21 protein-coding genes and 1 tRNA gene are annotated in these 20,832 nt (G+C 70.6%); 11 read left to right on the top strand and 11 right to left on the bottom strand.

What is annotated here, in order from left to right; translation table 11 throughout:
* Positions 1–399 precede the first annotated feature (399 nt).
* Complete coding sequence (locus I4I78_RS14770) at positions 400–1,755, top strand: glycoside hydrolase family 16 protein (protein WP_218611884.1); 1,356 nt, start codon at positions 400–402, stop codon at positions 1,753–1,755.
* Between the two features lie 103 nt (positions 1,756–1,858).
* Here I4I78_RS14770 and I4I78_RS14765 read toward each other — a convergent pair whose 3' ends face one another.
* On the bottom strand, positions 1,859–3,919 hold the full coding sequence (locus tag I4I78_RS14765; protein ID WP_218611883.1) for a M3 family metallopeptidase: 2,061 nt from the start codon (positions 3,917–3,919) through the stop codon (positions 1,859–1,861).
* A 93-nt stretch (positions 3,920–4,012) separates the two neighbouring features.
* Here I4I78_RS14765 and I4I78_RS32850 point away from each other — a divergent pair, with 93 nt between their 5' ends.
* The gene (locus I4I78_RS32850; RefSeq protein ID WP_308252116.1) at positions 4,013–6,337 is read left to right on the top strand and encodes an acyl-CoA dehydrogenase; all 2,325 of its coding nucleotides are present in this window, start codon (positions 4,013–4,015) and stop codon (positions 6,335–6,337) included.
* Here the strand turns inward: I4I78_RS32850 and I4I78_RS14750 are convergent.
* Both I4I78_RS14750 and mftG read right to left on the bottom strand, forming a co-directional pair.
* Complete coding sequence (locus I4I78_RS14750; protein ID WP_218611882.1) at positions 6,321–6,857, bottom strand: GNAT family N-acetyltransferase; 537 nt, start codon at positions 6,855–6,857, stop codon at positions 6,321–6,323. The genes I4I78_RS32850 and I4I78_RS14750 overlap by 17 nt on opposite strands.
* Positions 6,832–8,361, bottom strand: coding sequence for a mycofactocin system GMC family oxidoreductase MftG (gene mftG, locus I4I78_RS14745; RefSeq protein ID WP_226379724.1), 1,530 nt, complete (start codon positions 8,359–8,361; stop codon positions 6,832–6,834). Before mftG ends, I4I78_RS14750 begins: the two co-directional genes overlap by 26 nt.
* 19 nt (positions 8,362–8,380) lie before the next feature.
* On the opposite strand from mftG, the gene I4I78_RS14740 reads away from it, so the two are divergent.
* Positions 8,381–9,637, top strand: coding sequence for a M18 family aminopeptidase (locus I4I78_RS14740; RefSeq protein WP_218611881.1), 1,257 nt, complete (start codon positions 8,381–8,383; stop codon positions 9,635–9,637).
* Here I4I78_RS14740 and I4I78_RS14735 read toward each other — a convergent pair.
* On the bottom strand, positions 9,634–10,047 hold the full coding sequence (locus tag I4I78_RS14735; protein WP_218611880.1) for a YccF domain-containing protein: 414 nt from the start codon (positions 10,045–10,047) through the stop codon (positions 9,634–9,636). The two genes, I4I78_RS14740 and I4I78_RS14735, sit on opposite strands and share 4 nt — an antisense overlap.
* Positions 10,048–10,244: 197 nt before the next feature.
* Between I4I78_RS14735 and I4I78_RS14730 the strand changes: the two genes are divergently transcribed.
* Positions 10,245–10,859, top strand: a complete 615-nt coding sequence (locus I4I78_RS14730) for a hypothetical protein (RefSeq protein ID WP_218611879.1) — start codon at positions 10,245–10,247, stop codon at positions 10,857–10,859.
* Positions 10,860–10,908: 49 nt separating this feature from the next.
* On the opposite strand, the gene I4I78_RS14725 is transcribed toward I4I78_RS14730, so the two are convergent.
* Positions 10,909–11,787, bottom strand: a complete 879-nt coding sequence (locus I4I78_RS14725) for an alpha/beta fold hydrolase (protein ID WP_218611878.1) — start codon at positions 11,785–11,787, stop codon at positions 10,909–10,911.
* Between the two features lie 172 nt (positions 11,788–11,959).
* Here I4I78_RS14725 and I4I78_RS14720 point away from each other — a divergent pair, with 172 nt between their 5' ends.
* The gene (locus I4I78_RS14720) at positions 11,960–13,207 is read left to right on the top strand and encodes an MFS transporter (protein ID WP_218611877.1); all 1,248 of its coding nucleotides are present in this window, start codon (positions 11,960–11,962) and stop codon (positions 13,205–13,207) included.
* Positions 13,208–13,292: 85 nt separating this feature from the next.
* The gene (locus tag I4I78_RS14715; protein WP_218611876.1) at positions 13,293–13,619 is read left to right on the top strand and encodes a hypothetical protein; all 327 of its coding nucleotides are present in this window, start codon (positions 13,293–13,295) and stop codon (positions 13,617–13,619) included.
* Between the two features lie 68 nt (positions 13,620–13,687).
* Here the strand turns inward: I4I78_RS14715 and I4I78_RS14710 are convergent, their stop codons facing one another.
* Positions 13,688–14,023, bottom strand: coding sequence for a DUF4288 domain-containing protein (locus tag I4I78_RS14710; RefSeq protein WP_218611875.1), 336 nt, complete (start codon positions 14,021–14,023; stop codon positions 13,688–13,690).
* A gap of 106 nt (positions 14,024–14,129) precedes the next feature.
* Here I4I78_RS14710 and I4I78_RS14705 point away from each other — a divergent pair, with 106 nt between their 5' ends.
* Positions 14,130–14,621 carry an N-acetyltransferase gene (locus I4I78_RS14705; protein ID WP_218611874.1) on the top strand — a complete coding sequence of 164 codons (492 nt, stop codon included), beginning with the start codon at positions 14,130–14,132 and terminating at the stop codon, positions 14,619–14,621.
* Positions 14,622–14,703: 82 nt separating this feature from the next.
* On the opposite strand, the gene I4I78_RS14700 is transcribed toward I4I78_RS14705, so the two are convergent.
* Complete coding sequence (locus I4I78_RS14700; RefSeq protein ID WP_218611873.1) at positions 14,704–14,988, bottom strand: hypothetical protein; 285 nt, start codon at positions 14,986–14,988, stop codon at positions 14,704–14,706.
* Positions 14,989–15,582: 594 nt separating this feature from the next.
* On the opposite strand from I4I78_RS14700, the gene I4I78_RS14695 reads away from it, so the two are divergent.
* Both I4I78_RS14695 and I4I78_RS14690 read left to right on the top strand, forming a co-directional pair.
* Complete coding sequence (locus I4I78_RS14695; RefSeq protein ID WP_226379723.1) at positions 15,583–16,242, top strand: DUF4433 domain-containing protein; 660 nt, start codon at positions 15,583–15,585, stop codon at positions 16,240–16,242.
* Between the two features lie 23 nt (positions 16,243–16,265).
* Positions 16,266–17,345, top strand: coding sequence for a macro domain-containing protein (locus I4I78_RS14690; protein ID WP_218611871.1), 1,080 nt, complete (start codon positions 16,266–16,268; stop codon positions 17,343–17,345).
* Positions 17,346–17,832: 487 nt separating this feature from the next.
* On the opposite strand, the gene I4I78_RS14685 is transcribed toward I4I78_RS14690, so the two are convergent.
* Positions 17,833–18,630, bottom strand: coding sequence for a hypothetical protein (locus tag I4I78_RS14685; protein WP_218611870.1), 798 nt, complete (start codon positions 18,628–18,630; stop codon positions 17,833–17,835).
* A gap of 129 nt (positions 18,631–18,759) precedes the next feature.
* Between I4I78_RS14685 and I4I78_RS14680 the strand changes: the two genes are divergently transcribed.
* A complete protein-coding gene (locus tag I4I78_RS14680; RefSeq protein ID WP_218611869.1) occupies positions 18,760–19,377 on the top strand; it encodes a phosphohydrolase in 618 nt (205 codons plus the stop codon).
* Here the strand turns inward: I4I78_RS14680 and I4I78_RS14675 are convergent.
* Both I4I78_RS14675 and I4I78_RS14670 read right to left on the bottom strand, forming a co-directional pair.
* Complete coding sequence (locus I4I78_RS14675) at positions 19,368–19,835, bottom strand: NUDIX hydrolase (RefSeq protein WP_218611868.1); 468 nt, start codon at positions 19,833–19,835, stop codon at positions 19,368–19,370. The genes I4I78_RS14680 and I4I78_RS14675 overlap by 10 nt on opposite strands.
* Positions 19,836–19,842: 7 nt before the next feature.
* Positions 19,843–20,109 (bottom strand): hypothetical protein, encoded by a 267-nt coding sequence (locus I4I78_RS14670; RefSeq protein WP_218611867.1) that lies wholly within the window; start codon positions 20,107–20,109, stop codon positions 19,843–19,845.
* Between the two features lie 24 nt (positions 20,110–20,133).
* Between I4I78_RS14670 and I4I78_RS14665 the strand changes: the two genes are divergently transcribed.
* Positions 20,134–20,523, top strand: a complete 390-nt coding sequence (locus I4I78_RS14665; protein ID WP_218611885.1) for a tyrosine-type recombinase/integrase — start codon at positions 20,134–20,136, stop codon at positions 20,521–20,523.
* Between the two features lie 21 nt (positions 20,524–20,544).
* On the opposite strand, the gene I4I78_RS14660 is transcribed toward I4I78_RS14665, so the two are convergent.
* A tRNA-Ser gene (locus tag I4I78_RS14660) sits at positions 20,545–20,632 on the bottom strand.
* Positions 20,633–20,832 lie beyond the last annotated feature (200 nt).

Here is a 20,832-nt window from a genome sequence, read left to right as displayed (position 1 = left end):
ACCACGCCGCCTCCGCGGGAAAGAGCGCGACGGCGGTCACGAACGAACCCCGTGGGGAGCGGAGGGCGTCATCGGCCCCACTCTGGTGCCGCCGGAGGCCGGTAACAATCGGCTAACGGTGCGACGGACACGAACGGGTTGCTGCGTTCGGCCCTGTCTGAGAGGCTCATTGGTCCATTCGGCGTAGACGGTCGCGTCACGCTACGGTACGCGCTCGTTGAGCGCGCCAGGACTACCTGTCGGCGCGAGGACGCAACCATCCTTCTCAGTTTGGGTGGTGACCGAACGTGACTCTCCATAGAGTCCCGCCCCATGCGACGGAAGAGTTCCGCTGCGGTGGATCAGCTCGACCCCCGAGAGCTGATCGCACGAGTCACCGCAGAGCACAGCTCCCCCTCTGTGCCCACGGGTCGACACCACGCGGTCTCCCCCGATCTCGACCTCGGGACCGGCGTCATCGCCGACACACCGGAGACCGCGACCGACAGCGCTCCCCACCTGCCCGCCCAACGGTCCTCCGGGACCGGCTCCCACCGTGTACCCGAAGAACAGCCGGACGAACCGGTCTCCTCCGAGGGCGCCCGCCCCGACGACACCCGGCACGACGACACCCGACCCGAGGACACCGGGGCATCGGCGACTCCCCACGCCGACGCCTCCGTCATCGAGATCGACCGTGAGGTCGCGACCCGCCGGTCGTCGGTGCGCCGGCTCGCCCCGCTGGGCATCGGTGGTGCCGCGGTCCTGGCCGCCGCGCTGGTCTTCACGACGCTGCAGCCCGGCTCGCAGGCACCCGACCTGAACTCGGCGCTGGTCAACGACGGGTCACGGCGGGCGTCCTCGGACGTCAGCCAGGTCGCCTCGAGCGCGTCCAACGGCGAGGCCGGGTCGCGCACCCTGTCCGAGGTCACGCAAGGTGCCTCGGACCAGATCGGGACCGCGGTCGCGGCCGAGAAGGCGGCCGAGCGCCGCAAGGCCCAGCAGGCGGCCGCGGCCGCAGCGGCCGAGAGCTCCTCCGACGACGGCGACGACGACGAGGGCTCCGGCTCGGACGCGCCGTCCGGCTCCGGGCAGGCTCCCGCGCCCCTGGCTGCGGTCGCCGGCGCGGCCCAGGTCGCGGGCGAGGGCGTGCAGACCGCGCTGAAGCAGGGCTGGTCCGCGCTCGGCGGCGACGAGTTCACCGGTGCCGGCCTCGGGTCGAACTGGAGTGCCTACGACGGCCCCGGGCACGACGGCCAGGGCCGGCGCACCCCGGACGCGGTGTCGATGCAGGACGGCAACCTGGTGATCCGGGGCGACTCGGAGGGCAACACCGGGGGGATCTCCTGGGGCGAGGGCCAGCAGTACGGCAAGTGGGAGGTGCGCGCGAAGTTCCCGAAGGGCGACAAGCAGTACCACCCGGTGCTGCTGCTGTGGCCGGACTCCGGTCAGTGGCCGGAGGGCGGCGAGATCGACTTCGCGGAGACCAACAGCGCCGCCGACGACGTGTCGTTCTTCCTGCACTACGGCTCCGACAACTCGCAGGAGTCGGCCAAGAAGGCCCTCGACATCACCCAGTGGCACAACTACGCGGTGTCCTGGACGCCGGAGGGCATCACCGGCTACGTCGACGGCGTCCAGTTCTTCCAGAACACGGACTCCTCGACCCAGCCTCCGGGGCCGATGCACCCGACCATCCAGCTCGACTACTTCCCGGACGGCGGCTCCCCCGAGCCGAGCGAGATGCAGGTCGCCTGGATGCGCCAGTACAAGTAGTCCCCGCCCGCGGAGCAGCCCGCTCCGCACACCACGAACCGCCCGCCACGCCCGGCGCTCCCCACCGGACGTGGCGGGCGGTCCGGTGTCCGGGGCCCGGGGCTCAGCTCCCGGTGGTGGCCAGCCCGCGGCGCGCCAGCAGCGGCCCGATCTCCGGGTCGCGCCCGCGGAACGCCCGGTAGGCCTCCATCGGGTCGACGGCGCCGCCGCGGGAGAGCAGCTCGCGGCGGAAGCGGTCGCCGTTCTCCCGGCGCAGGCCCGCGTGGTCGGTGAACCAGGCACCGGTGTCCGCGTCGAGCACCTCGGCCCAGATGTAGGAGTAGTAGGCGGCGCTGTAGCCGCCGCCGAACACGTGGTTGAAGTAGGTGCTGCGGTAGCGCGGCGGGATCTGCGGGTGCGCCGCCCCGGCGGCGGCGAGCGCGTCCGCCTCGAACGCGAGCACGTCGTCGGCCGTCGCCGGTGCGCCGTCCGGGGTGATCCGGTGCCAGGCCTGGTCGAGCAGCGACGCGGCCAGGTACTCGGTGGTGGCCTGGCCCTCGCCGTAGCCGCGCGCGGCCAGGGCGGCGTCGAGCAGCGCCGTCGGCAGGGGCTCGCCGGTCTCGTGGTGGCGGGCGAACCGGGTCAGCACCGCCGGGTCCTCCAGCCACATCTCGTTGACCTGCGAGGGGAACTCGACGAAGTCGCGCGGCACCGACGTGCCGGAGAACGTCGGGTACCGCACCGAGGAGAACAGCCCGTGCAGGGCGTGCCCGAACTCGTGGAACAGCGTCCGGACCTCGTCCAGGGTCAGCAGCGCCGGCTCGCCCGGGGCCGGCTTGACCAGGTTGAGCGTGTTCATCACGACCGGGCGCTGGCCGAGCAGCGCGGACTGGGAGACCAGGCTGTTCATCCACGCCCCGCCGCGCTTGGTGGGCCGGGCCCACAGGTCGGCCCCGAACAGGCCCAGCACGGACCCGTCGGCGTCGGTGACCTCCCAGAACCGGACGTCGGGGTGGTAGCCGACCAGGTCGGTGCGCTCGGCGAGAGTGATCCCGTAGAGAGCTCCGGCGGCGTGGAACACGCCGTCGTGGATCACCCGCTCGAGCTCCAGGTAGGGCCGAAGCACCGACGCGTCGACGTCGAAGTGCTGTCTGCGGTAGTGCTCGGCGTAGAACGCCCAGTCCCAGGGCTCGAGTCGCCCTCCGTCCAGGTCCGCCCCGGCGAGCTCGGCGAGCTCCGCGGCCTCCCGGTCGGCGTTGGCCACAGCGGCCGGGATCAGCCCGGCGAGCATCTCCCCGGCCGCCTCCGCGGTCCGGGCGGTGGCATCGTCGATCACGTAGGACGCGTGGTCGGGGTAGCCGAGCAGCCGCGCCCGCTCGGCGCGCAGCGCGGCGGTGCGGCGGATGACGTCGCGGGTGTCGTACGGGCCGGGCTCGGAGCCGCGGCGGACCGAGGCGCGGTGCAGCTCCTCGCGCAGCGCGCGGTCGGTCAGCGACGCCAGCGCGGGCTGGTGCGTGGGCAGCACCATCGTGAGCAGGTACCCGGAGTCGTGGCCGCGGTCGGCGGCGGCACCGGCCGCCGCGGTGACCGCGTCCGCGGACAGGCCGTCGAGGCGGGCGACGTCGGTGACGTGCACGGCGGCGTCGTTCGCTCCGGCCAGCAGGCGGCTGCCGAACTCGGTGGACAGTGCGGAGAGCTCGCCGTTGAGCTCGCGCAGCCGGGTCTGCTCGTCCGGTCCGAGGCGGGCCCCGGCGCGCACGGCGTCGCGGTGGTGGCGCTCCAGCAGGCGCATCGACTCCGGGTCGAGGCCCAGCCCGTCGCGCGCGGTGTGCAGGGCGTCGATCCGGGCGAACAGCCGAGGGTCGAGGCCGATCGTGTCGGCGTGCGCGGCCAGGCGCGGCCCGACCTCGGCCTCGATCTCCTGGATCGTCGGCGAGGTGTGCGCGCCGACGCGGGTGAAGAACACCCGTGCCACCCGGTCGAGAACCCTCCCGGACCGTTCCAGGGCGACGATCGTGTTCTCGAACGTCGGCTCACCGGAGGCGACGATCTCCTCGATCTCGGCGAGCTGGGCGTCCATGCCCGCGGTGAACGCCGGCAGGAAGTGCTCGTCGCGGATCCGGGCGAAGTCCGGCAGCTCGTGGGGCAGTTCGCTGGGCGCGAGGAACGGGTTGTCCGACGTCATGGGCCCAACCTATCCAGCCCGGGTCTCGCAGGCGCGATGCCGCGGCGTCGGCGATCTTGCTCCGGACCGGGCGGGTGAACGAGGCTGGCGCTCGTGACCTTCGACTTCAGCGACGAACAGGTCGCCCTGCGCGCCGCGGTCCGCGACCTGCTCGACGACCATTCCGGGCACGACGACGATCCGTCGGACCTCGACCGAAAGCTCTGGGACCTGCTGTCCGGCCAGCTCGGCGTGGTGGGGCTGGCCGTTCCGGAGCGGCACGGGGGCGCCGGGGCCGGCCCGGTCGAGCTGGCCGTCGTGGCCGAGGAGATGGGACGCCGGCTCTGTGGCGTGCCGTACCTGTCCAGTGCGGTGCTGGCCGCGACGCTGCTCTCCGAGCTGGCCGCGGGGCCTGCCGAGCAGTACCTGCCCGACGTCGGGAGCGGCAGGCGGATCGCCACCGTCGCGATCGCCGGGGACGACGGGTGGGACCTGCGCGGAACCGGTGTGGTGGCCGCGGACTCCGGCACCGCCGTCTCCGGCCGGCGGCGCTGGGTCACCGACGGGCCGCTCGCCGACCTGCTGCTGGTCGTGGCCGAGGGCCCGCGCGTCCTGGCCGTGGACGCCGCCGCCTCCGGGGTCACGGTGACGGCGCTGGGCACCCTCGACGCCACCCGCCCGCTGGCCGACGTCACGTTCGACGCGGCGCCGGCCCGGCTGCTCGCCGAGGGCCCGGACGCGGCCCGCGCGCTGGAGCGGGCGCTGCGCACGGCCGGGGTCGTCCTGGCCGCCGAGCAGGCGGGCGGCGCCCGCGCGGTGCTGGACGCGGCCGTGGCGTACGCGAAGGAGCGGGTGCAGTTCGGCCGGGCGATCGGCAGCTTCCAGGCCGTCAAGCACCTGTGCGCCGACCTGCTGGTCGACGTCGAGTCGGCGTACTCGGCGGCCTACCGGGCGGCGTGGGCGCTGGCCGAGGACCGGCCGGACGCGGCCGCCGTCGCGTCGATGGCGCAGGCGTTCTGCTCGGAGGTCTTCGTCCGGGCGGCCGGGGACAACATCCAGATCCACGGCGGCATCGGGTTCACCTGGGAGCACCCGGCGCACCGCTACCTGCGCCGGGCCCGCAGCAGCGCGGCGCTGTTCGGCAGCCCGGCCGCGCACCGGGAGGGGTACCTGAGCGCCGTCGAGGACGGCGTGGCCACCTCCACGGACACCGCCTCCGCCTCCGCCTCCGGGCCGGATACGGTCTCGACCGAGGCCGGCGGGGTGCGTGCCGAGGTCCGCGCGTGGCTGGCCGAGCACTGGGGCTCCGGCATCGAAAGCTCCGGCACCGAGGACCGCGACGCCTGGCGCGAACGCGTCGTCGACGCCGGGTACGCGGTCCCGCGCTGGCCGCGGGAGGCGCTGGGGCTCGGGATGTCCGACGCGGACGCGGACGCCGTCGAGGAGGAGTTCCGCACGGCCGGCGCGCCGGGGTCCGGGCAGGACCGTGTGAACCTGTGGGCGAACACCGTCCTCGCGTTCGGTACCCCGGAGCTGCGGGCCGAGCTGCTGCGGCCGCTGCTGCTCGACCGGATCACGATGTGCCTGCTCTACAGCGAGCCCGGCGCCGGGTCGGACCTGGCCGCGGTCCGCACCACCGCCGTCGCCGACGGGGACGGGTTCGTGGTCGACGGACAGAAGGTGTGGACGTCGAACGCCGCCCGCGCCGACTACGGGATGCTGCTCGCCCGGACCGACCCGGACGTGCCGAAGCACCGCGGCCTGAGCTTCTTCTTCCTGCCGATGAACCAGGAGGGCGTCGAGGTCCGGCCGCTGCGGCAGATGACCGGCGAGGCGCACTTCAACGAGGTGTTCCTGACCGGGGCCCGGGTCGCGGCCACGCACATGCTCGGCGCGCCCGGGCAGGGGTGGCGGGTGCTGCAGACGGCGCTGGCCTACGAACGCGCGGCCCTGGCCGAGTCCAACATCGGCGCCAGCGTCCGCAGCGGCCGCGCCGTCGACGCCTCCGGGGACGTCGACCTGGTGGCGCTGGCCCGGCGGTACGGGTGCATCGGCGACCGGCGGATCCGGGACGACATCGCACGCCTGCTGACGTTGCGCGCGGTGAACCGGTGGAACAACCAGCGCGCGCAGGCCGAGCTGGAGCAGGGCACGTCGTCGCCGGTCGCGTCGCTGGGCAAGCTGGCGATGTCGCGGATGGTGCACCTCGACGGGGCGGTGCAGACGGCGATCGTCGGGCCGGAGGCGATGCTCGAGGGTTCCGCGCACCCGGACGGCGACGAGGCGAACTTCGCCGCGATGAACGCCTACTTCACCTCCATCGGAGGGGGCACCGACCAGATCCAGCGCAGCATCGTCGGCGAGCGGATCCTCGGCCTGCCGAAGGAGCCCGAGGTGGACAAGGACGTCCCGTTCCGCCAGGTCAGGTCGTCGGGCTGAGCGGCCCGTTCCGGCCGGGTCGGAGCTCGCGGCGCATGGCGATCCGCGGCCACCGGTCCAGGCCGCGGGCGGCCTCGTCGGCACGGATCGTCCGTAGGCCCGGGCCGAGCTCGTCGCCGTTCAGGGCCCGGAAGCCGCACCGGGCGTAGTACGGGCCGTTCCACGGCACGTCCCGGTACGTCGTCAGCGTCAGCGCGGGGTGGCCTCGTTGCCGTGACCACGCGGCGAGGTGCTCGACCAGCGCGGCGCCGCACCTGTGCCCTGCGTGGTCGGGATGCACGGACACCTGCTCGACATGCCCGCAGCCGTCCACCACGTCGGCGACCAGATAGGCCACCACCGCACCGCCGCTCTCGGCGACCCACGCCCGTCCGCCGTCGACGAACCCGCGCAGCACCTCCGCGGCCGGCGGCTCGTCGTCGGCGACCGCGTCCATGCCGAGCCCGCGGAACGGCTCCCCGGCGGCGCGCTCGACCGCCTGCATCGCCGTGACGTCACCGACCGAGGCCACCCGGAGCACGTCGCGGACGGTAGCGGGCCGAGTCGCCCCCGGCACCCGGGTTCCGGACGAGGTCCGCGGCCCGCTCGCCGATCATGATCGCGGTCGCGGCCGGCCCCCGGCGCGGGACGGACGGCAGGACCGAGGTGTCGGCGACGCGCAGGCCGTCCACACCGTGCACACGCAGCTGTGGATCGACGACGGAGTCCGGGTCGGTCCCCATCCGCGCGCTCCCGGACAGGTGCACCGAGGTGGTCAGGACGTCGCGGATCCACCCGTCCAGGCGGGCGTCGTTGCCGAGCACGTCGCCGCCGGGTGCCACCCGCGTCCAGCCGGCGGCGCGCATGATCTCGGCCGCGACCCGGATCGCCGCCCGCATCCGGCGACGGTCGGACTCGGTGCGCAGGTACTTGTAGTCCAGCCGGGGCGGGTCGGCCACGTCCGGAGAGTCGATCGCGAGCATCCCGCGGCTCTCCGGGTGCTGCAGCGCGCACATCAGGTGCGCGGGCCCGTCCATCGCGAAGGGGCGCGCGAACAGCAGGATCTCCAGGTCGCCCGCCGGGTCGGCGCCGGAGTCGAGGTTCAGCGCGGCCTGCCCGGCCACCGCGTCCGGGCCGATCCCCCCGCCGCCGCGGAACGGCAGGAACACGCTGGGGTGGTCCGACCAGCAGCGCCCGACCCCGGGCAGCTCGTGGAGCACCGGGACCCCGGCCGTGCGCAGCGTGTCCTCCGGGCCGATCCCGGAGCGCAGCAGCAGTGCGGGGGTACCGACGGCGCCGGCCGAGACGACCACCTCGCCCGCGTGCACGACGGTGTCCCCGAGCCGGACGCCGGTGACCCGGCCGTGCTCGACGACCAGCGACGACACCGGCGTGCCGCCGCGCACGGTGAGCGTGTCGCGCGGGGCGGCGATCCCCCACGGCGGAGGCAGGTAGGCGGTCGCGGCGCTCACCCGCCGTCCGCCGACGGCGTTGGTCGGGACCGGCCCGGCCCCGGGCGGGGCGGCGGCGTTCTTGTCCGGCTCCGAGGGGTAGCCCAGGCGCGCGCAGGCGGCCAGGAACGGCCGGGTCGCGTCGGCCAGCAGCGGACCGGACGGGCGGGAGATCCGCATCGGGCCGGAGTCGCCGTGCCGCGGCCCGGCCTCGTCGAGGTCGTTCTCTGCCCGCCGGTAGTAGGGCAGGACGTCGTCGTCGGACCAGCCGGGCACCGCCCAGTCGGCGAAGTCCGCCGGCACCGCGCGCACGTAGTAGCCGCCGTTGATCGCCCCCGAGCCGCCGAGCACCTTGCCGCGGGGCACGGCCGCCTGCTGGCCGCCGCGAACCAGGCTGGCCCGGAACGCCCAGTTCAGCGCGTGTTCCGGCGCGGTCGCGGCGAGCGAGGCGATCGAGGCCACGTCCGGCGGGACGGACAGCGAGCCGGCCTCCACCAGCAGCACCCGGACCCCGCGCTCGGACAGCCGCCCGGCCAGGACGCACCCGGCCGACCCGGCCCCGACCACCACCACCTCGAACGACCGATCACGCATCCCTGCGAGGATCCCTCACGTGACCGACGTAGCGCGCGATCTGGCCTCCTTCATCGGCGCGAGCCCCTCGCCGTACCACGCCGTGGCCGAGGCCGTACGACGGTTGAGCGCGGCCGGGTTCACCGAGCAGCCCGAGGACGCCCCCTGGAACGAGGCCGCCGGTGGGCGCTACCTGGTCCGGGACGGCACGGTGCTGGCCTGGTGGCAGCCCGGCGTCCCCGGCGCGACGCCGCTACGGATCTTCGCCGCGCACACCGACTCCCCGGGGTTCAAGGTCAAGCCGAACCCGGACACGGGTGCAGCGGGCTGGCGGCAGGTTGCGGTCGAGGTCTACGGCGGCGCCCTGTGGAACTCCTGGCTGGACCGCGACCTGGGCCTGGCCGGACGCCTCGCCCTCTACGACGGCCGGGTCGTCCCGGTCCGCGTGGACCGCCCGCTGCTGCGGATCCCGCAGCTGGCCGTCCACCTCGACCGCAGCGTCAACCAGGGCCTGACGCTGGACTCGCAGCGTCACCTGCTCCCGGTCTGGGGCATCGGCCGGCCCACCGACGGCGAGCTGGTCGAGTTCCTGGCCGCTCAGGCCGGGGTGGACCCGGAGGACGTCGCCGCGCACGACCTGTTCACCTACGACCTCACCCCGGCCGCCACCCTCGGCCGCGACGAGGAGTTGCTCGCCGCACCGCGCCTGGACAACCTGGCTTCGGTGCACGCCGGGATCACCGCGCTGCTCGACGCGGCCGGGCGCGACCCGGGCACCGTGCCGGTGTTCGTCGGCTTCGACCACGAGGAGATCGGCTCCGACACCGCATCCGGCGCGGCCGGTCCGCTGCTGGAGACGGTCCTGACCCAGCTCGCAGGCGGATTCGACGCCCGCCGCACCGTGTTCGCCCGCTCACGCTGCCTGTCCGTGGACGTGACGCACGCGGCCCACCCGAACTACCTGGACCGCCACGACACCGGTCACCTCAGCATCCCCAACGGCGGCCCGTCGCTGAAGGTCAACGCGGTGCAGCGCTACGCCACCGACGCCCCCGGCGCGGCGGCCTGGCAGCGTGCCTGCCGGTCGACCGGGGTCCCCACCCAGACGTTCGTCGCGCGCAACACCGTGCCGTGCGGGACGACCGTCGGCCCGATCATGGCGACCCGGCTGGGCATCCGGACCGTCGACGTCGGCATCCCGGTGCTGTCCATGCACTCGGCGCGCGAGCTGTGCGGCGTCGACGACCCGGGTCACCTGGCCGTCGCCGGTGCCGAGTTCCTCTCCGATCCGGCCTAGTTCCGTCCGTTCCGGGTCTGCGGGACGGCGACGGGGTGGTCGGAGTCGACGATCACCGTCCCGAGCGGCAGCAGCGAGACCGGGACGAGCTTGAAGTTCGCGATCCCGAGCGGGATGCCGATGATCGTCACGCAGAGCGCGATACCGGTGACGACGTGGCCGAGGGCCAGCCACCAGCCGAACAGCACGATCCACAGCACGTTGCCGATCGTGGACGCGGCGCCGGCACCCGGGTGCGGGACGACCTCGCGTCCGAACGGCCACAGCGCATAGGCCGCGATCCGGAACGACGCGATGCCGAACGGGATAGTCACGATCAGCGCGCACGCGACCAGACCGGCGAGCACGTACCCGACGGCCATCCAGAAGCCGCAGAGCACGAGCCAGATGACGTTCAGCAGGAGTCGCACACCTCCATCGTGCCCGGACCGGCGCGTCCCGGGCCTCCGGGTCGGACCCCACCCGGCCTCCGGGATCCCCCGGAGCCTCGGCAGGCGGCGGCGTTCCGGGCCCGCCGCCGCCGGGACTGATCGAGTTCGGCCTTCCGGCGGCCGCGGCGACCGGCGATGATGACGCCCTGCCTGCAAGGTCGCCGAAGGAGACGTCGATGATCCGCGAAGCGGAGCTGTTCCTGAAGGCCCAGCCGGTGCTGAACGAGGTCCTCGGCCGGATCCGGCCGGAGGACTGGACCATCCAGCTCCCCGCGCTGTTCGACGTCCCCGGCTACGACCGGCAGTGCTCGATGCGGGCCACGGTCGTGCGGCTGGCACGGGACGACGCGCGGGTTCCGGCGTTGCTGGCCGGAAAGGCCCCGGAGCCGTTCGACGAGGACCCGCTCGGCGAGGACCCGCACACCGCGGCCGTCCGGTGCTCGCAGATCGCCGGCGACGCGGCCCGCGCGGTCACCGACGGCGCGGCGACGGCGACGGAGCACTCGGGCGCGAGTACCACCGTCGCCGACCTGCTGTGCCGGCTCGCCGTCGTCCGCTCGTTCCTGGCCCACGACATCGCGCTGAGCCTGGGGTCACGGGCCTGCCCGCTGCCCGAGGACCTGGCCCGGGCCCTGTGGGAGACGACCGGGCCGGACGCCGCGCGCTGGCGCGAACGCGGCATCTTCCGGGCACCGCTGCCCCCGCCCCCACCGGAGGTCCACGTCTCCTGGCGGGACCGGTTCCTGATGGGAGCCGGACGCGACCCGCACCCGTGGATGCACCAGCCGTGACGCTTCATTCTTCGATGAGCTGATTGGGCAATCAGTGAATCTGCCACCGCTACGGGTGCGCGCCGAAGAAGTCCCCGAGCGCGGCGGCCAGCTGATCGGGCGCCTCCTCGGCCATGTGGTGCCCCGATGTGATCGGCCCGCCGGTCACATCGGTGGCCCACGGCCGCCATACCGACAGCGGGTCGCCGTAGAGGTACTCCATGTCGTCGTGGCTCGACCACAGGACGAGAAGCGGGCAGCGGAGCCGGTTCCCGGCCGCGCGGTCGGCGTCCTCGTGGCGTCGGTCGATGCCCAGACCGGCCCGGTAGTCCTCGAGCATCGCCCGCACGGTGGCGGGGTCGTGAATCGCCCGCCGGTAGTCCGCGAAGGCCTCGTCGCCCATGGCCTCGGCGCTGCCGCGGTACCAGGCGTCCGGGTCGGCCAGGATCACCCGCTCCGGGGTGTCGGGCTGGGCGAAGAAGAACCAGTGCCACCACGCGGTGGCGAACCGCGTGTCGCACCGGTCCAGCGCCTCGGAGATCGGGACGCTGTCGAGCACCGCCAGGCGTTCGACGAGGTCCGGTGCATCCAGCGCCATCCGGAACGCCACGTAGGACCCCCGGTCGTGCCCGGCCACGAGGACCCGCTCGTGCCCGAGCTTTCGCACCAGCGCGCACATGTCCGCGGCCATGGCGCGCTTCGAGTAGGGGGCGTGGTCGGCGGTCGTGGCGGGTTTCGACGAGGCGCCGTAGCCCCGAAGGTCCGGGCAGATCACGGTGTGGCCGGCGGCGACCAGCTGTGGCGCGACCCGGTGCCAGGTGGCGCCGGTCCGGGGATGGCCGTGCAGCAACAGGACCGCGGGCCCGCTGCCTCCGTGCCGGACCCGCAGCTCGGCGTCACCGACGTCGATCCGCTCGTCGGTGAACCCGTCGAAGAACCTGGCCGACACGTCGCCCCCACCTGATCGTCGTCGCGGCCCGACAGTGTGACCGCTCCCCGCTCGGCCCGTCGATCGCGATCCGCAGCCCCTCACCGTTCGCCCAGCGCTGAACGCCGGTGGTCGCCGTTCGCTGCGGGCTGATCGCCGTCGGGGCGGCCGTCCGCCCTGCGAGGGTGTCGCGATGCGCGACAGGAACCCGCGGTCGGACTCGTTGTGGAGACACCGCGACTTCCTCCTGCTGTGGTCCGGCGAGAGCGCCAGCCAGGTCGGGACCCGGATCGGTGAGATCGCGATCCCCCTGCTCGCGGTGACCGTGCTCGGCGCGACGCCCTGGCAGATGGGGCTGCTCACCGCCGCCCAGACCGCGGGGTTCCTCCTGATCGGGCTCCTCGCCGGTGTCGTCCTCGACCGGGTACGCCGGTTCCCGGTCATGATCGCCTCCGACCTGGCCCGGTTCGCGCTGCTGGTCACGGTGCCGGTGGCCGGCTGGTTCGGCGTCCTGGGTTACCCGCAGCTGCTCGCGGTCGCCTTCCTGGCCGGTCTGTGCACGGTCTTCTTCGACGTGGCCTACCAGTCCGTGCTGCCGTCCCTGGTCGGACGGCCCCAGCTCGTGGACGGCAACGGGAAGCTGGAGTCCACCCGGGCGGTCGCCGCGGCGGGCGGCCCGGCCGCGGGCGGCGGACTGGTGCAGCTGGCCGGGGCCGCCGGGGCGGTCCTGGTCGACGCGGTGAGCTTCCTGGTCTCCGCCGCGGCGCTGTCGCGGATCCGCACCGTCGAACCGGCGCTGACGCCGTGGGGTACGTCGGTACTCACCGAGATCGGCGAGGGGCTGCGGTTCGTCCTGGGCAACCGCCTGTTGCGACCGATCGTGCTGTGTACCGGGACGGCCAACCTGTTCACCGGCGTCATGCAGGCGGCGCTGGCGTTGTTCCTGGCCCGCGAGCTCGCGCAGCCCGCCGGCGTCGTCGGCCTCGTTCTGGCCTCCACCGGCGTCGGGGCCGTACTCGGGGCGGTGACCGCCGGCGCGTGGACCCGCAGGCTCGGCCAGGCCCGCACCATCGTCTGGTCGCTGCTGGTCACCAGCCCCGTCATGCTGCTCATCCCGCTCGCACAGCCCGGAGCACTCCTCGGCGCCGCGGCGCTGGGGCTGCTCGCCCTCGGCTACGGGTCGGTGGTCTACAACGTCGCCCAGGTCAGCTTCCGGCAGGCCGTGTGCCCGGACCGCCTGCTCGGCCGGATGAACGCGAGCGCCCGCTTCCTGGTGTGGGGCACGATCCCCCTCGGTGGCCTGCTCGGCGGCGCCCTCGGTGACACCATCGGGCCCCGGGCGACCCTGCTGGTCGTCGCCGTCGGGAACATCGCAGCCCCGCTCTGGATCCTGGCCTCTCCCCTCCGGCGCCTGCGGGACCTCCCGATGGGATCCATGTGAGGGCCTACGCCTGCACGACGCTCGACACCGGGGCAGCATGTGGACGTTCGGACGTACCTGAGCGCCACCGAGGACGAGGGGGCCGATGACGCCGTTCACCATGACCGCGGTCCACAGCCAGGGCGCGATCGGGCGGACAGGATCGCTGCGCATCACGGACCGGGGGCTTCGTTTCACTCCGATGCAGACGAACCTGCCCGGGCAGAGGGAGCCGCTCGAGCTCGCCTTCGCCGATGTCACCTTCGTGGGGACGGCACCGCGGCGGTTCTGGCCACCGGCGTTCAACGGGCAGTACCTCCGGCGGCTCCAGCTCGGCTCACGGGAGACCGGGACGCATCTGTTCGTCGTGCGGAATGTCGACGAGACCGCTCGCGTGGTTCGTGATCTGTGGCTTCACGAGAAGACCGACTGACCCCGACTCGACCGGATTCCAGCCGGCGCTCCGGGCCGTCCGTCCACTCGTTCGATCCACTCGTTCGATCACAGCGGCTCGCCGTCGAGCAGGGGCTCGAACCGCCGGTAGGCCGCGATGTCGCGGAAGAAGCGGCTGTAGAGGTCGGCCGGGCTGGTCAGGTCGTCGCTGAGCGCGGGAGCGACGTCGACGACGTGCAGGAGACGATCGGTGATCGTCTCGCCCGAGTGGTTCCGGAAGGAGGTCTCCGCCCGGCGGCCGTGCCGCTCCGCCTCCGACGTCGCGTCGGCGAGCGACAGGGCCCGGAGCACGACGACGTCCTCTCGGTAGAGCGGGCGGTAGCCGGGGGCCGGTGACGTCGACTCGAACAGGAGCAGGGCGACGAACATCTGCTGGTCGGTCATGTCCGCATCGTCGCGCGATCACTGCTCACCGACATCCGGTTTCATCCTGATCCCGGCCGGCGCACTGTCGGTGAATCGAGGTCGACGGCACCGCTAGCGTCGAGCCGTGGCCGTCTCGATCACGCCCTACAGCGGCGAGTTCCGCCAACCGGTACTCGACCTGTCCCTGAGGGCGTGGGAGCCCGTTTTCCCGCAGACGCGACAGGCCGTTCCGGGCTTCGTGTACGACGCGTTCTATCCCGACGGCTGGCGGGCCCGGCAACTCGCGGACCTGGCCGCGGTGCTCGACGACGAGCCGCAGAACGTCGACGTGGCGTTCGTCGACGGGCAGCCGGCCGGATGGGTCTGCACCAGGCTGCATCCCGAGGACGACATGGGCGAGATCTACGTCCTGGCCGTCGATCCGGAGCACCAGAGGAGCGGTGTCGGCGCCGCGCTGACAGCGCACTCGTTCACCCGCGTCCGGGCCGCCGGCCTGCGGATGATGATGGTCGAGACGGGTGGCGACCCGGGCCACGCACCAGCGCGGGCCGCGTACGAAGCGCTCGGCTTCGAACGTTGGCCGGTCGCCCGCTACTTCAGGGACCTCAACGGGTAGGGGTCGGCGCGGACCACGTACGACGACCGTTTCCGGCGTCAGGGGGCTGTCCGTCCTCGACTCGGCGACTCCCGGAATCGGCTCAGCCCTGCTCGACCCGAACCTGCTCCATCAGTACGGAGTAGCGGTCAGCGGCTTCTGCCTCATCGAGGTCCCAGTGGGCTGTCGTCCAGGGGATCGGACACGGGCCGTCGTGCCACGGATCGGGGCAGAGCATGAGCTGGATGTCGTCCACCAGCTTCCTTGCTTGCGCCTCCGTGCAGTACACGCCGACCCTGATCTCGAAGACGGCCTCGGGATCGGTACTCGGCCGCGGGTCTCCTGTTTGCATGACTCGGATGCTGGCAACAACGGCCAGCGCGGTCATCAGGGTTTTCCCGGGTCGCGGCTGGGTGGCAGGCGATGCCGACCCTCCAGGGCGGTTCAAGGAGGCTCGTCCAACGCGGGCGCTACATCGGCGGCTTGCAGCAGGCGGCCCCGGCTGCGACCTGGCGGAAGCGGGGGGATTCGAACCCCCGGTCACTTTCGTGACGCTCGCTTTCAAGGTCACTGCGAATGCTGGTCGTCCTGCTACTCGCCCTGGCCAGGCGTGCACCCGGGTCCCTCGGCGTCCGTCGAGTCGCCCTCGGGTTGATGTCACGGTTGTGGTCAAAGCCTGGACGTCGGAGCCCCATCGGACCCCACTGTCCGTCCGCCGTCCAGGCACAGTTCGGCAAGATGCAACGCTCGCAGTAGCTCAGCGCCGATATCGACATCTGGGGCGCCGACGGCGTCGCGAGCCGGACGGATGGTGTTGCTGCGCCCACGGAGCGCTACAGCCGGAACAAGGCCCGCACTGAGGAAGGACTCGACGGACCTGCAAGGGCGGTCGGAGCCAGTCGGAGGTAGCAGCGCCAGCATGTAGCGTTCGGCGTCCAGGCACACGGGCAGGTGCCGACGGACGGAGGGCTCCACCGGGCCGATGGCAATACCACCTCCACTCGAACGCGAGATCCATCACTTCACTCACGTGACGAACCTGCCAGAGATGCTTGCGGTCGGTGCTCTGGTCGCAGACTCCCTCGTCAGTGATCAACTACAGTGCGAAGTCGGTGACCTGGGCATCAAGCACACGCGCCGCAGCTTGCACGTAACCTGCGGTGCTCGCGGCCACCCGTGTGACTATGTGCCTTTCTACTTCGCCCCGAAGTCGCCCATGCTCTACAAGATCGCTGTTGGTGGGGTCCCTCACTATCAGGATGGACAGGATCCCCTCGTCTACCTGAGCAGCACGATCGGCGCAGTCGTCGATGCCGGACTACCGTGGGTGTTCAGCGACGGAAACTGTGGCGCGCAGCTAACTGAGTACTTCGAGGACCTCGCAGAACTCGACGCTGCCGTGGACTGGCCCCTACAGGCAGCGAAGATGTGGAACTCGACGGCCGAAGACCCGACGAGAGCAACCCGTAGGGCGGCGGAGTTCCTCGTACACCAGCGACTGCCTTGGCCGTTGGTCCGCCAGCTCGTAGTCCGGAACGAGACCACAGCCTCGCTCGTTCGGGCCTACCTGACCGCAGCGGGGCATCAACAGCCCGTAATTGTCAGACCGACCTGGTACTACCAGGGAGCCAAGTTCAGCTAGCGACATCCTTGAGAGGAGGACAGATGATCGAGTTCGGCAGCGGCAACCTGCTCCGCTGGGAAGCTGAGGCACTGGTAAACACGGTGAACACTGTCGGCGTAATGGGAAAGGGTGTCGCCCTCCAATTTAAGCAGGCATTCCCCGAGAATTATCGCTTCTACCGCCGCGCGTGTGACCAAGGAGTCGTAGAACTTGGCCGGATGTTGGTCTGGGATAGCGGCCAGCTCGGCCCTCGCCGGTACATAATTAACTTTCCGACCAAAGGTCATTGGCGTGCCAACTCACGAATTGGCGACGTCAGGGAGGGACTTAAGGACCTGGTTCGCGTCGTTAGCGAGTACGAGATCGAGAGTGTCGCCATACCTGCACTTGGATGTGGCAACGGTGGGCTCGAATGGAGCGACGTCTTGCCGTTGATGCAGGAAGAGCTACACGAAATTCCTGCCAGAGTGGTGATCTTTCCTCCAGCAGGAGCGCCTGCGGCTAGAGAAATGGTGATCGCAACCACTAAGCCCGCGATGACGTACGGCCGCGCAGCACTCCTTGCCCTAGTCGGACGATACGCGAATGCAGCTCTCCACGAGCGGTTCGAGCTAGCTCGTCCGGGTGCCTCCTTGCTTGAGATTCAAAAGGTTATGTACCTCCTTCAATCGGCCGGTCAACCGCTCCGACTAAAGTACGCAAAGGGACTCTACGGTCCGTACGCGGAGAATCTCAACAAGGTACTTGAATCGATGGAAGGCCATTACATCCGAGGATACGGAGACCGTACTCGGACCGTTCTTGCTCTTGACCCAATCGAGCTCGCGCCTGGAGCCGAGGACGAAGCCCGAGAGTGGCTCAAGGCATCCCGACCGGACGTTGAAACTGATGTCGATCGAGTCCTCGACCTGGTCCAAGGCTGGGAAAATGCGTACGGGATGGAGCTACTAGCTACCGTACTCTACGCATCCGAACAGGACGAACAAGTCGTCAAGAACCCCGATAAGGCTGTGGAATACGTCCACTCATGGAACAGGCGTAAGGCTGCGACGTTCCCGCAACAGCACGTAAAACGGGCCTGGGAGCGCCTGACGCAATTCGATTGGCTAAGGCTCAATTGAGTGAATCGCCTAGGCTCAGGCCAGCAGCACGACAAAATGTCGGACCAGACACCGCCCTTCCTCGATAGAGGCCATCTTGGGCATTGTCCGCGGGGTGTCCAGGGGCGCCGGAGGCGCTCGCGCAGCGACGGTTCTGTGTGGGGCTAGGGGTCCCCGCGCAGGTTCGCCCTGGACGCCGCGCGGACCATGTACGACGATCTGCCGACATCGCGGGGAGGGCTCCCCACCGCCGGCCTGCCAACGCCACCCTCTGCACGTCCTCGGTCGTCGCTTGCTCTGCCGCAATTCCGGGCTCTCCGGGGTGCGGCTTCTTGCGTTTCGAGCTGGTCCGCGGTGGCGGGCGTGCGCGCGCCGCCCGCCGGGCCGAAGGTGTAGGCGGTGCGGCTGCGACGCCGCCCGTCCGGCCCGTCAGGGCCGGCTTGAAGACGTAAAGAAAGTCCTCACCACATAGCCGGACTCGAGATCGCACCGTCACGGCCAACGCAAGCTAGGACGGCAGGCAGGGAGGCGCTGTGTGCTGCCTCGCACCGCGCGGAATGATAAGCGGCAATGGTTCAGTTTCGTCGTAAACCGCGCATACGCGCCGAGCGGTCACTTGATCCGCCTTGACATACTCGATGGAGCGATCAAAGTTGCGCATGACGACAAACCAACCGTTACTTATAGACATTACGTAGACAACGCCTATCTGCCCTGTTCTAGTCGTGACGATTTCTGCAGGCGTCCACGGTGTGCGCGCTACACGTGACAAGTAGTTGACGTCGAACGGGACTCGATACACTGCGTCGACGAAAAGCATCCCCGACGCAACAATGGGAACGACTGCAATCACAACAGTCAACCTACGGACGAACTGCCAGCCGGTGAGAGAACGGACCCACCAGATTAGTCCAAGGATCGCGGCTATTCCGGCCACAACAACCACCAGTCGCTGAGACTCCCAGAGTGCCGACCAGTCACGGGCCCACAGCAGGACCCATAACTGCTTCAGATCATCCCACGTGGACCGCAAGCCAGCGCCGATATCCACATACGCGGGTGAGATTATGATTGTCAGAGCTGCCGAAATAGCCGCCAACTGCCCGTTCCTGTTGACCAGGAAGAAGATGGTAGCCACTGGAAGGTACGGAGGCAGCAACGGAATGACAGTTCCAATTAGCGTTTCAACGAGGCCACCTCCCGACGCAAGCGCAACTGCACTGGTCGTGTCGTAGTTGGTAACGACTAGGAGACGCGCAGATGCAATCAATAGAATTGGGATTGGCGACAGCAGGGCGATCCGCACAATGCGAGGCACACCTGGAACTGCAGCGACGGGCGACGACAAGGCTTCACCTTAATCTTGACGGGTCGACAACTAAATCGCTCCTCAGTGACCTTGCGTTACCCGTTCGCCTGCGTCTCAACAAGATTGGTGACCTTCACGCCGGTGACGCCGCAACAATCAGCCTGTCAGACGGCCTACTCTGACAGTGTGATGGACCTCAATGCGGCCTGCTCTCTAGCGAGACACCACCTGGCCGAGCTGGCCCCGCGGCGCTGGAGTCACGTACAGGGCGTCGCTTCGCGGGCCGAGTTCCTCAGCCCGTATGTAGACAGCGGTCCTCTGCTGGTAGCTGCCTGCTGGCTGCACGACGTCGGCTATGCCCCTGATTTGGGATGGACCCGGTTCCACCCGCTCGACGGCGCTCGGGCGCTGCATGAACGGGGAGCTAGCGACGCGATGTGCGGCCTTGTCGCGTTCCATTCGGCCGCTGCGTACGAGGCGAAGGTCCTGGGGCTGCTCGATGAGCTGGAGGCGTTTACCGATCAGGACGGCATCGTTCGGGACCTGCTTTGGTATCTCGACATGACTACCAGTCCGGACGGTGACCGGGTGTCGTTTGAGCACCGGATGGACGAGGTCCGCGACCGCTATCCGACCGACCACTACGTGATCCGTGCTCTCGACGTGAGCATGCTCGCTCGGAGCAGCGCGGTCGAACGTGCTGAGACCTGGCTGTCCGGCCATGGCCTGGCCGGTCAGGTGTAGTGAGGCCCTGTCCCGGCGTAGCCGTGGCCGATGCGGAGCCGGATCGAGGGGTGGATCTCGACGCTGTCGAGGTCCCGGCGCTCGACCCACAGCACTTCCGAGGACTCGTCGCTCGTGCGCGGTTCCCCGCCGGTGGCGTTGGCACGGAAGCAGATCGAGAACTCTTGGCGGACCTCACCGTCGGTGTAGGCCATGACGTGGTCTGGGTTGCTGTAGATCCCGATCAGCCCGGTGACCTCGATGCTGAGTCCGGTTTCCTCGTCGGTCTCGCGGATCGCGGTCTCGGTTATGGTCTCGCCGAGCTCGTGGCGTCCGCCGGGGAGCGCGTAGAGGTCGTTGTCGGTGCGGCGGATCATGAGCAGCCGGTCGCGGTCGTCGGTGACGAAGGCGCTCACGGCGATGACGATGCTGGTCGCCTTGGGCGCGTCGGGGTCGTGGAAGTGGTCGGTGCGGGCCACGGGCCGGTCACCAACGGGCTGGGGTCGAGGTGCTCCACACGTCGACGAAGCTACGCGTGTAGGTGTCGAACAGGTCGCCGGCGCCGAGCTTGCGCAGGTGCAGTGCGGGTGCGTGGGCTCCGGGGACGCCGTAGACGTGCATGTTGACGATGGCCTGGTCGTCGAACCGGAAGATCGAGTTGTAGAGCGTGGTCGCGTGGAACCGGAACTCGATCCCCGGGGTGTCGAGTAGAGGCCGGTAAGCGGCGAGCCCGTAGCGGATCCGCGCGGCCAACGTCCCGGAGCCGAGTCCTTCCTCCTGGCTGCGCAGTTCGACGGCGTCGCTGTCGAGGTCGAGCGCGCCGCCGCCGCTGAGAAGTGGGAGGGCAGCGGTCTCGTCTTCACGACCCGACAGGGCGGTTCAGTGTCGCCCCGGACCCTGGTCAACTACTGGCACGAGATCCGGAAGGCGGCCGGCCTGGGCTCGCTCCGCTTCCACGATCTGCGGCACACGGCCGTCTCCCTGCTGCTCGCCCTCGGTGTGCCGCCGCACGTCGTCCGGGAGATCGTCGGGCACAGCGACGTCAAGGTCACGATGATGGTCTACGCGCACGGCAACCTCGACGAGAAGGCAGCGGCTCTCATCCAGCTCGGCGGCGCGTTGCTGTCACCGGTTGCTGTCATCCCGGCAGAGGAGCGGGAGCGATGATCGCCGGAACTGGCTCCGGCCTGGCGGAAGCGGGGGGATTCGAACCCCCGGTCACTTTCGTGACGCTCGCTTTCAAGGCGAGTGCATTCGGCCGCTCTGCCACGCTTCCGCCTGGCAGGGTAGTCGGTCGTCGGAGCCCCCGGCTCACCTCTCCGGGTTGATCACCGCCAGGCTGCCGTCCAGGACCGGGGCAGGTGTGGTGGGATCTCCGCGGACACGCGGGAGGTCAGGATGCGGTTCGACGAGAACGCCCAGCTGGACACGTCGGGGGTCGACGATCTCCGGGGTTCCGGGGGCGGCGGTGGTGGC

This window comes from Pseudonocardia sp. KRD291, assembly GCF_019263595.1.
Lineage (GTDB): Bacteria > Actinomycetota > Actinomycetes > Mycobacteriales > Pseudonocardiaceae > Pseudonocardia.
The sequence above is the reverse complement of the archived record's forward strand: the minus strand, read 5'-3'. Positions and strand labels throughout refer to the sequence as shown.

What these genes read in the sequence shown, in the direction of transcription:
- I4I78_RS14765 (WP_218611883.1), bottom strand. Translation starts at nt 3,919, where the DNA reads ATGACGTCGGACAACCCGTTCCTCGCGCCCAGCGAACTGCCCCACGAG.
- mftG (WP_226379724.1), bottom strand. Translation starts at nt 8,361, where the DNA reads ATGCGTGATCGGTCGTTCGAGGTGGTGGTGGTCGGGGCCGGGTCGGCC.
- I4I78_RS14730 (WP_218611879.1), top strand. Translation starts at nt 10,245, where the DNA reads ATGATCCGCGAAGCGGAGCTGTTCCTGAAGGCCCAGCCGGTGCTGAAC.
- I4I78_RS14720 (WP_218611877.1), top strand. Translation starts at nt 11,960, where the DNA reads ATGCGCGACAGGAACCCGCGGTCGGACTCGTTGTGGAGACACCGCGAC.
- I4I78_RS14715 (WP_218611876.1), top strand. Translation starts at nt 13,293, where the DNA reads ATGACGCCGTTCACCATGACCGCGGTCCACAGCCAGGGCGCGATCGGG.
- I4I78_RS14710 (WP_218611875.1), bottom strand. Translation starts at nt 14,023, where the DNA reads ATGACCGACCAGCAGATGTTCGTCGCCCTGCTCCTGTTCGAGTCGACG.
- I4I78_RS14700 (WP_218611873.1), bottom strand. Translation starts at nt 14,988, where the DNA reads ATGACCGCGCTGGCCGTTGTTGCCAGCATCCGAGTCATGCAAACAGGA.
- I4I78_RS14695 (WP_226379723.1), top strand. Translation starts at nt 15,583, where the DNA reads ATGGCAATACCACCTCCACTCGAACGCGAGATCCATCACTTCACTCAC.
- I4I78_RS14690 (WP_218611871.1), top strand. Translation starts at nt 16,266, where the DNA reads ATGATCGAGTTCGGCAGCGGCAACCTGCTCCGCTGGGAAGCTGAGGCA.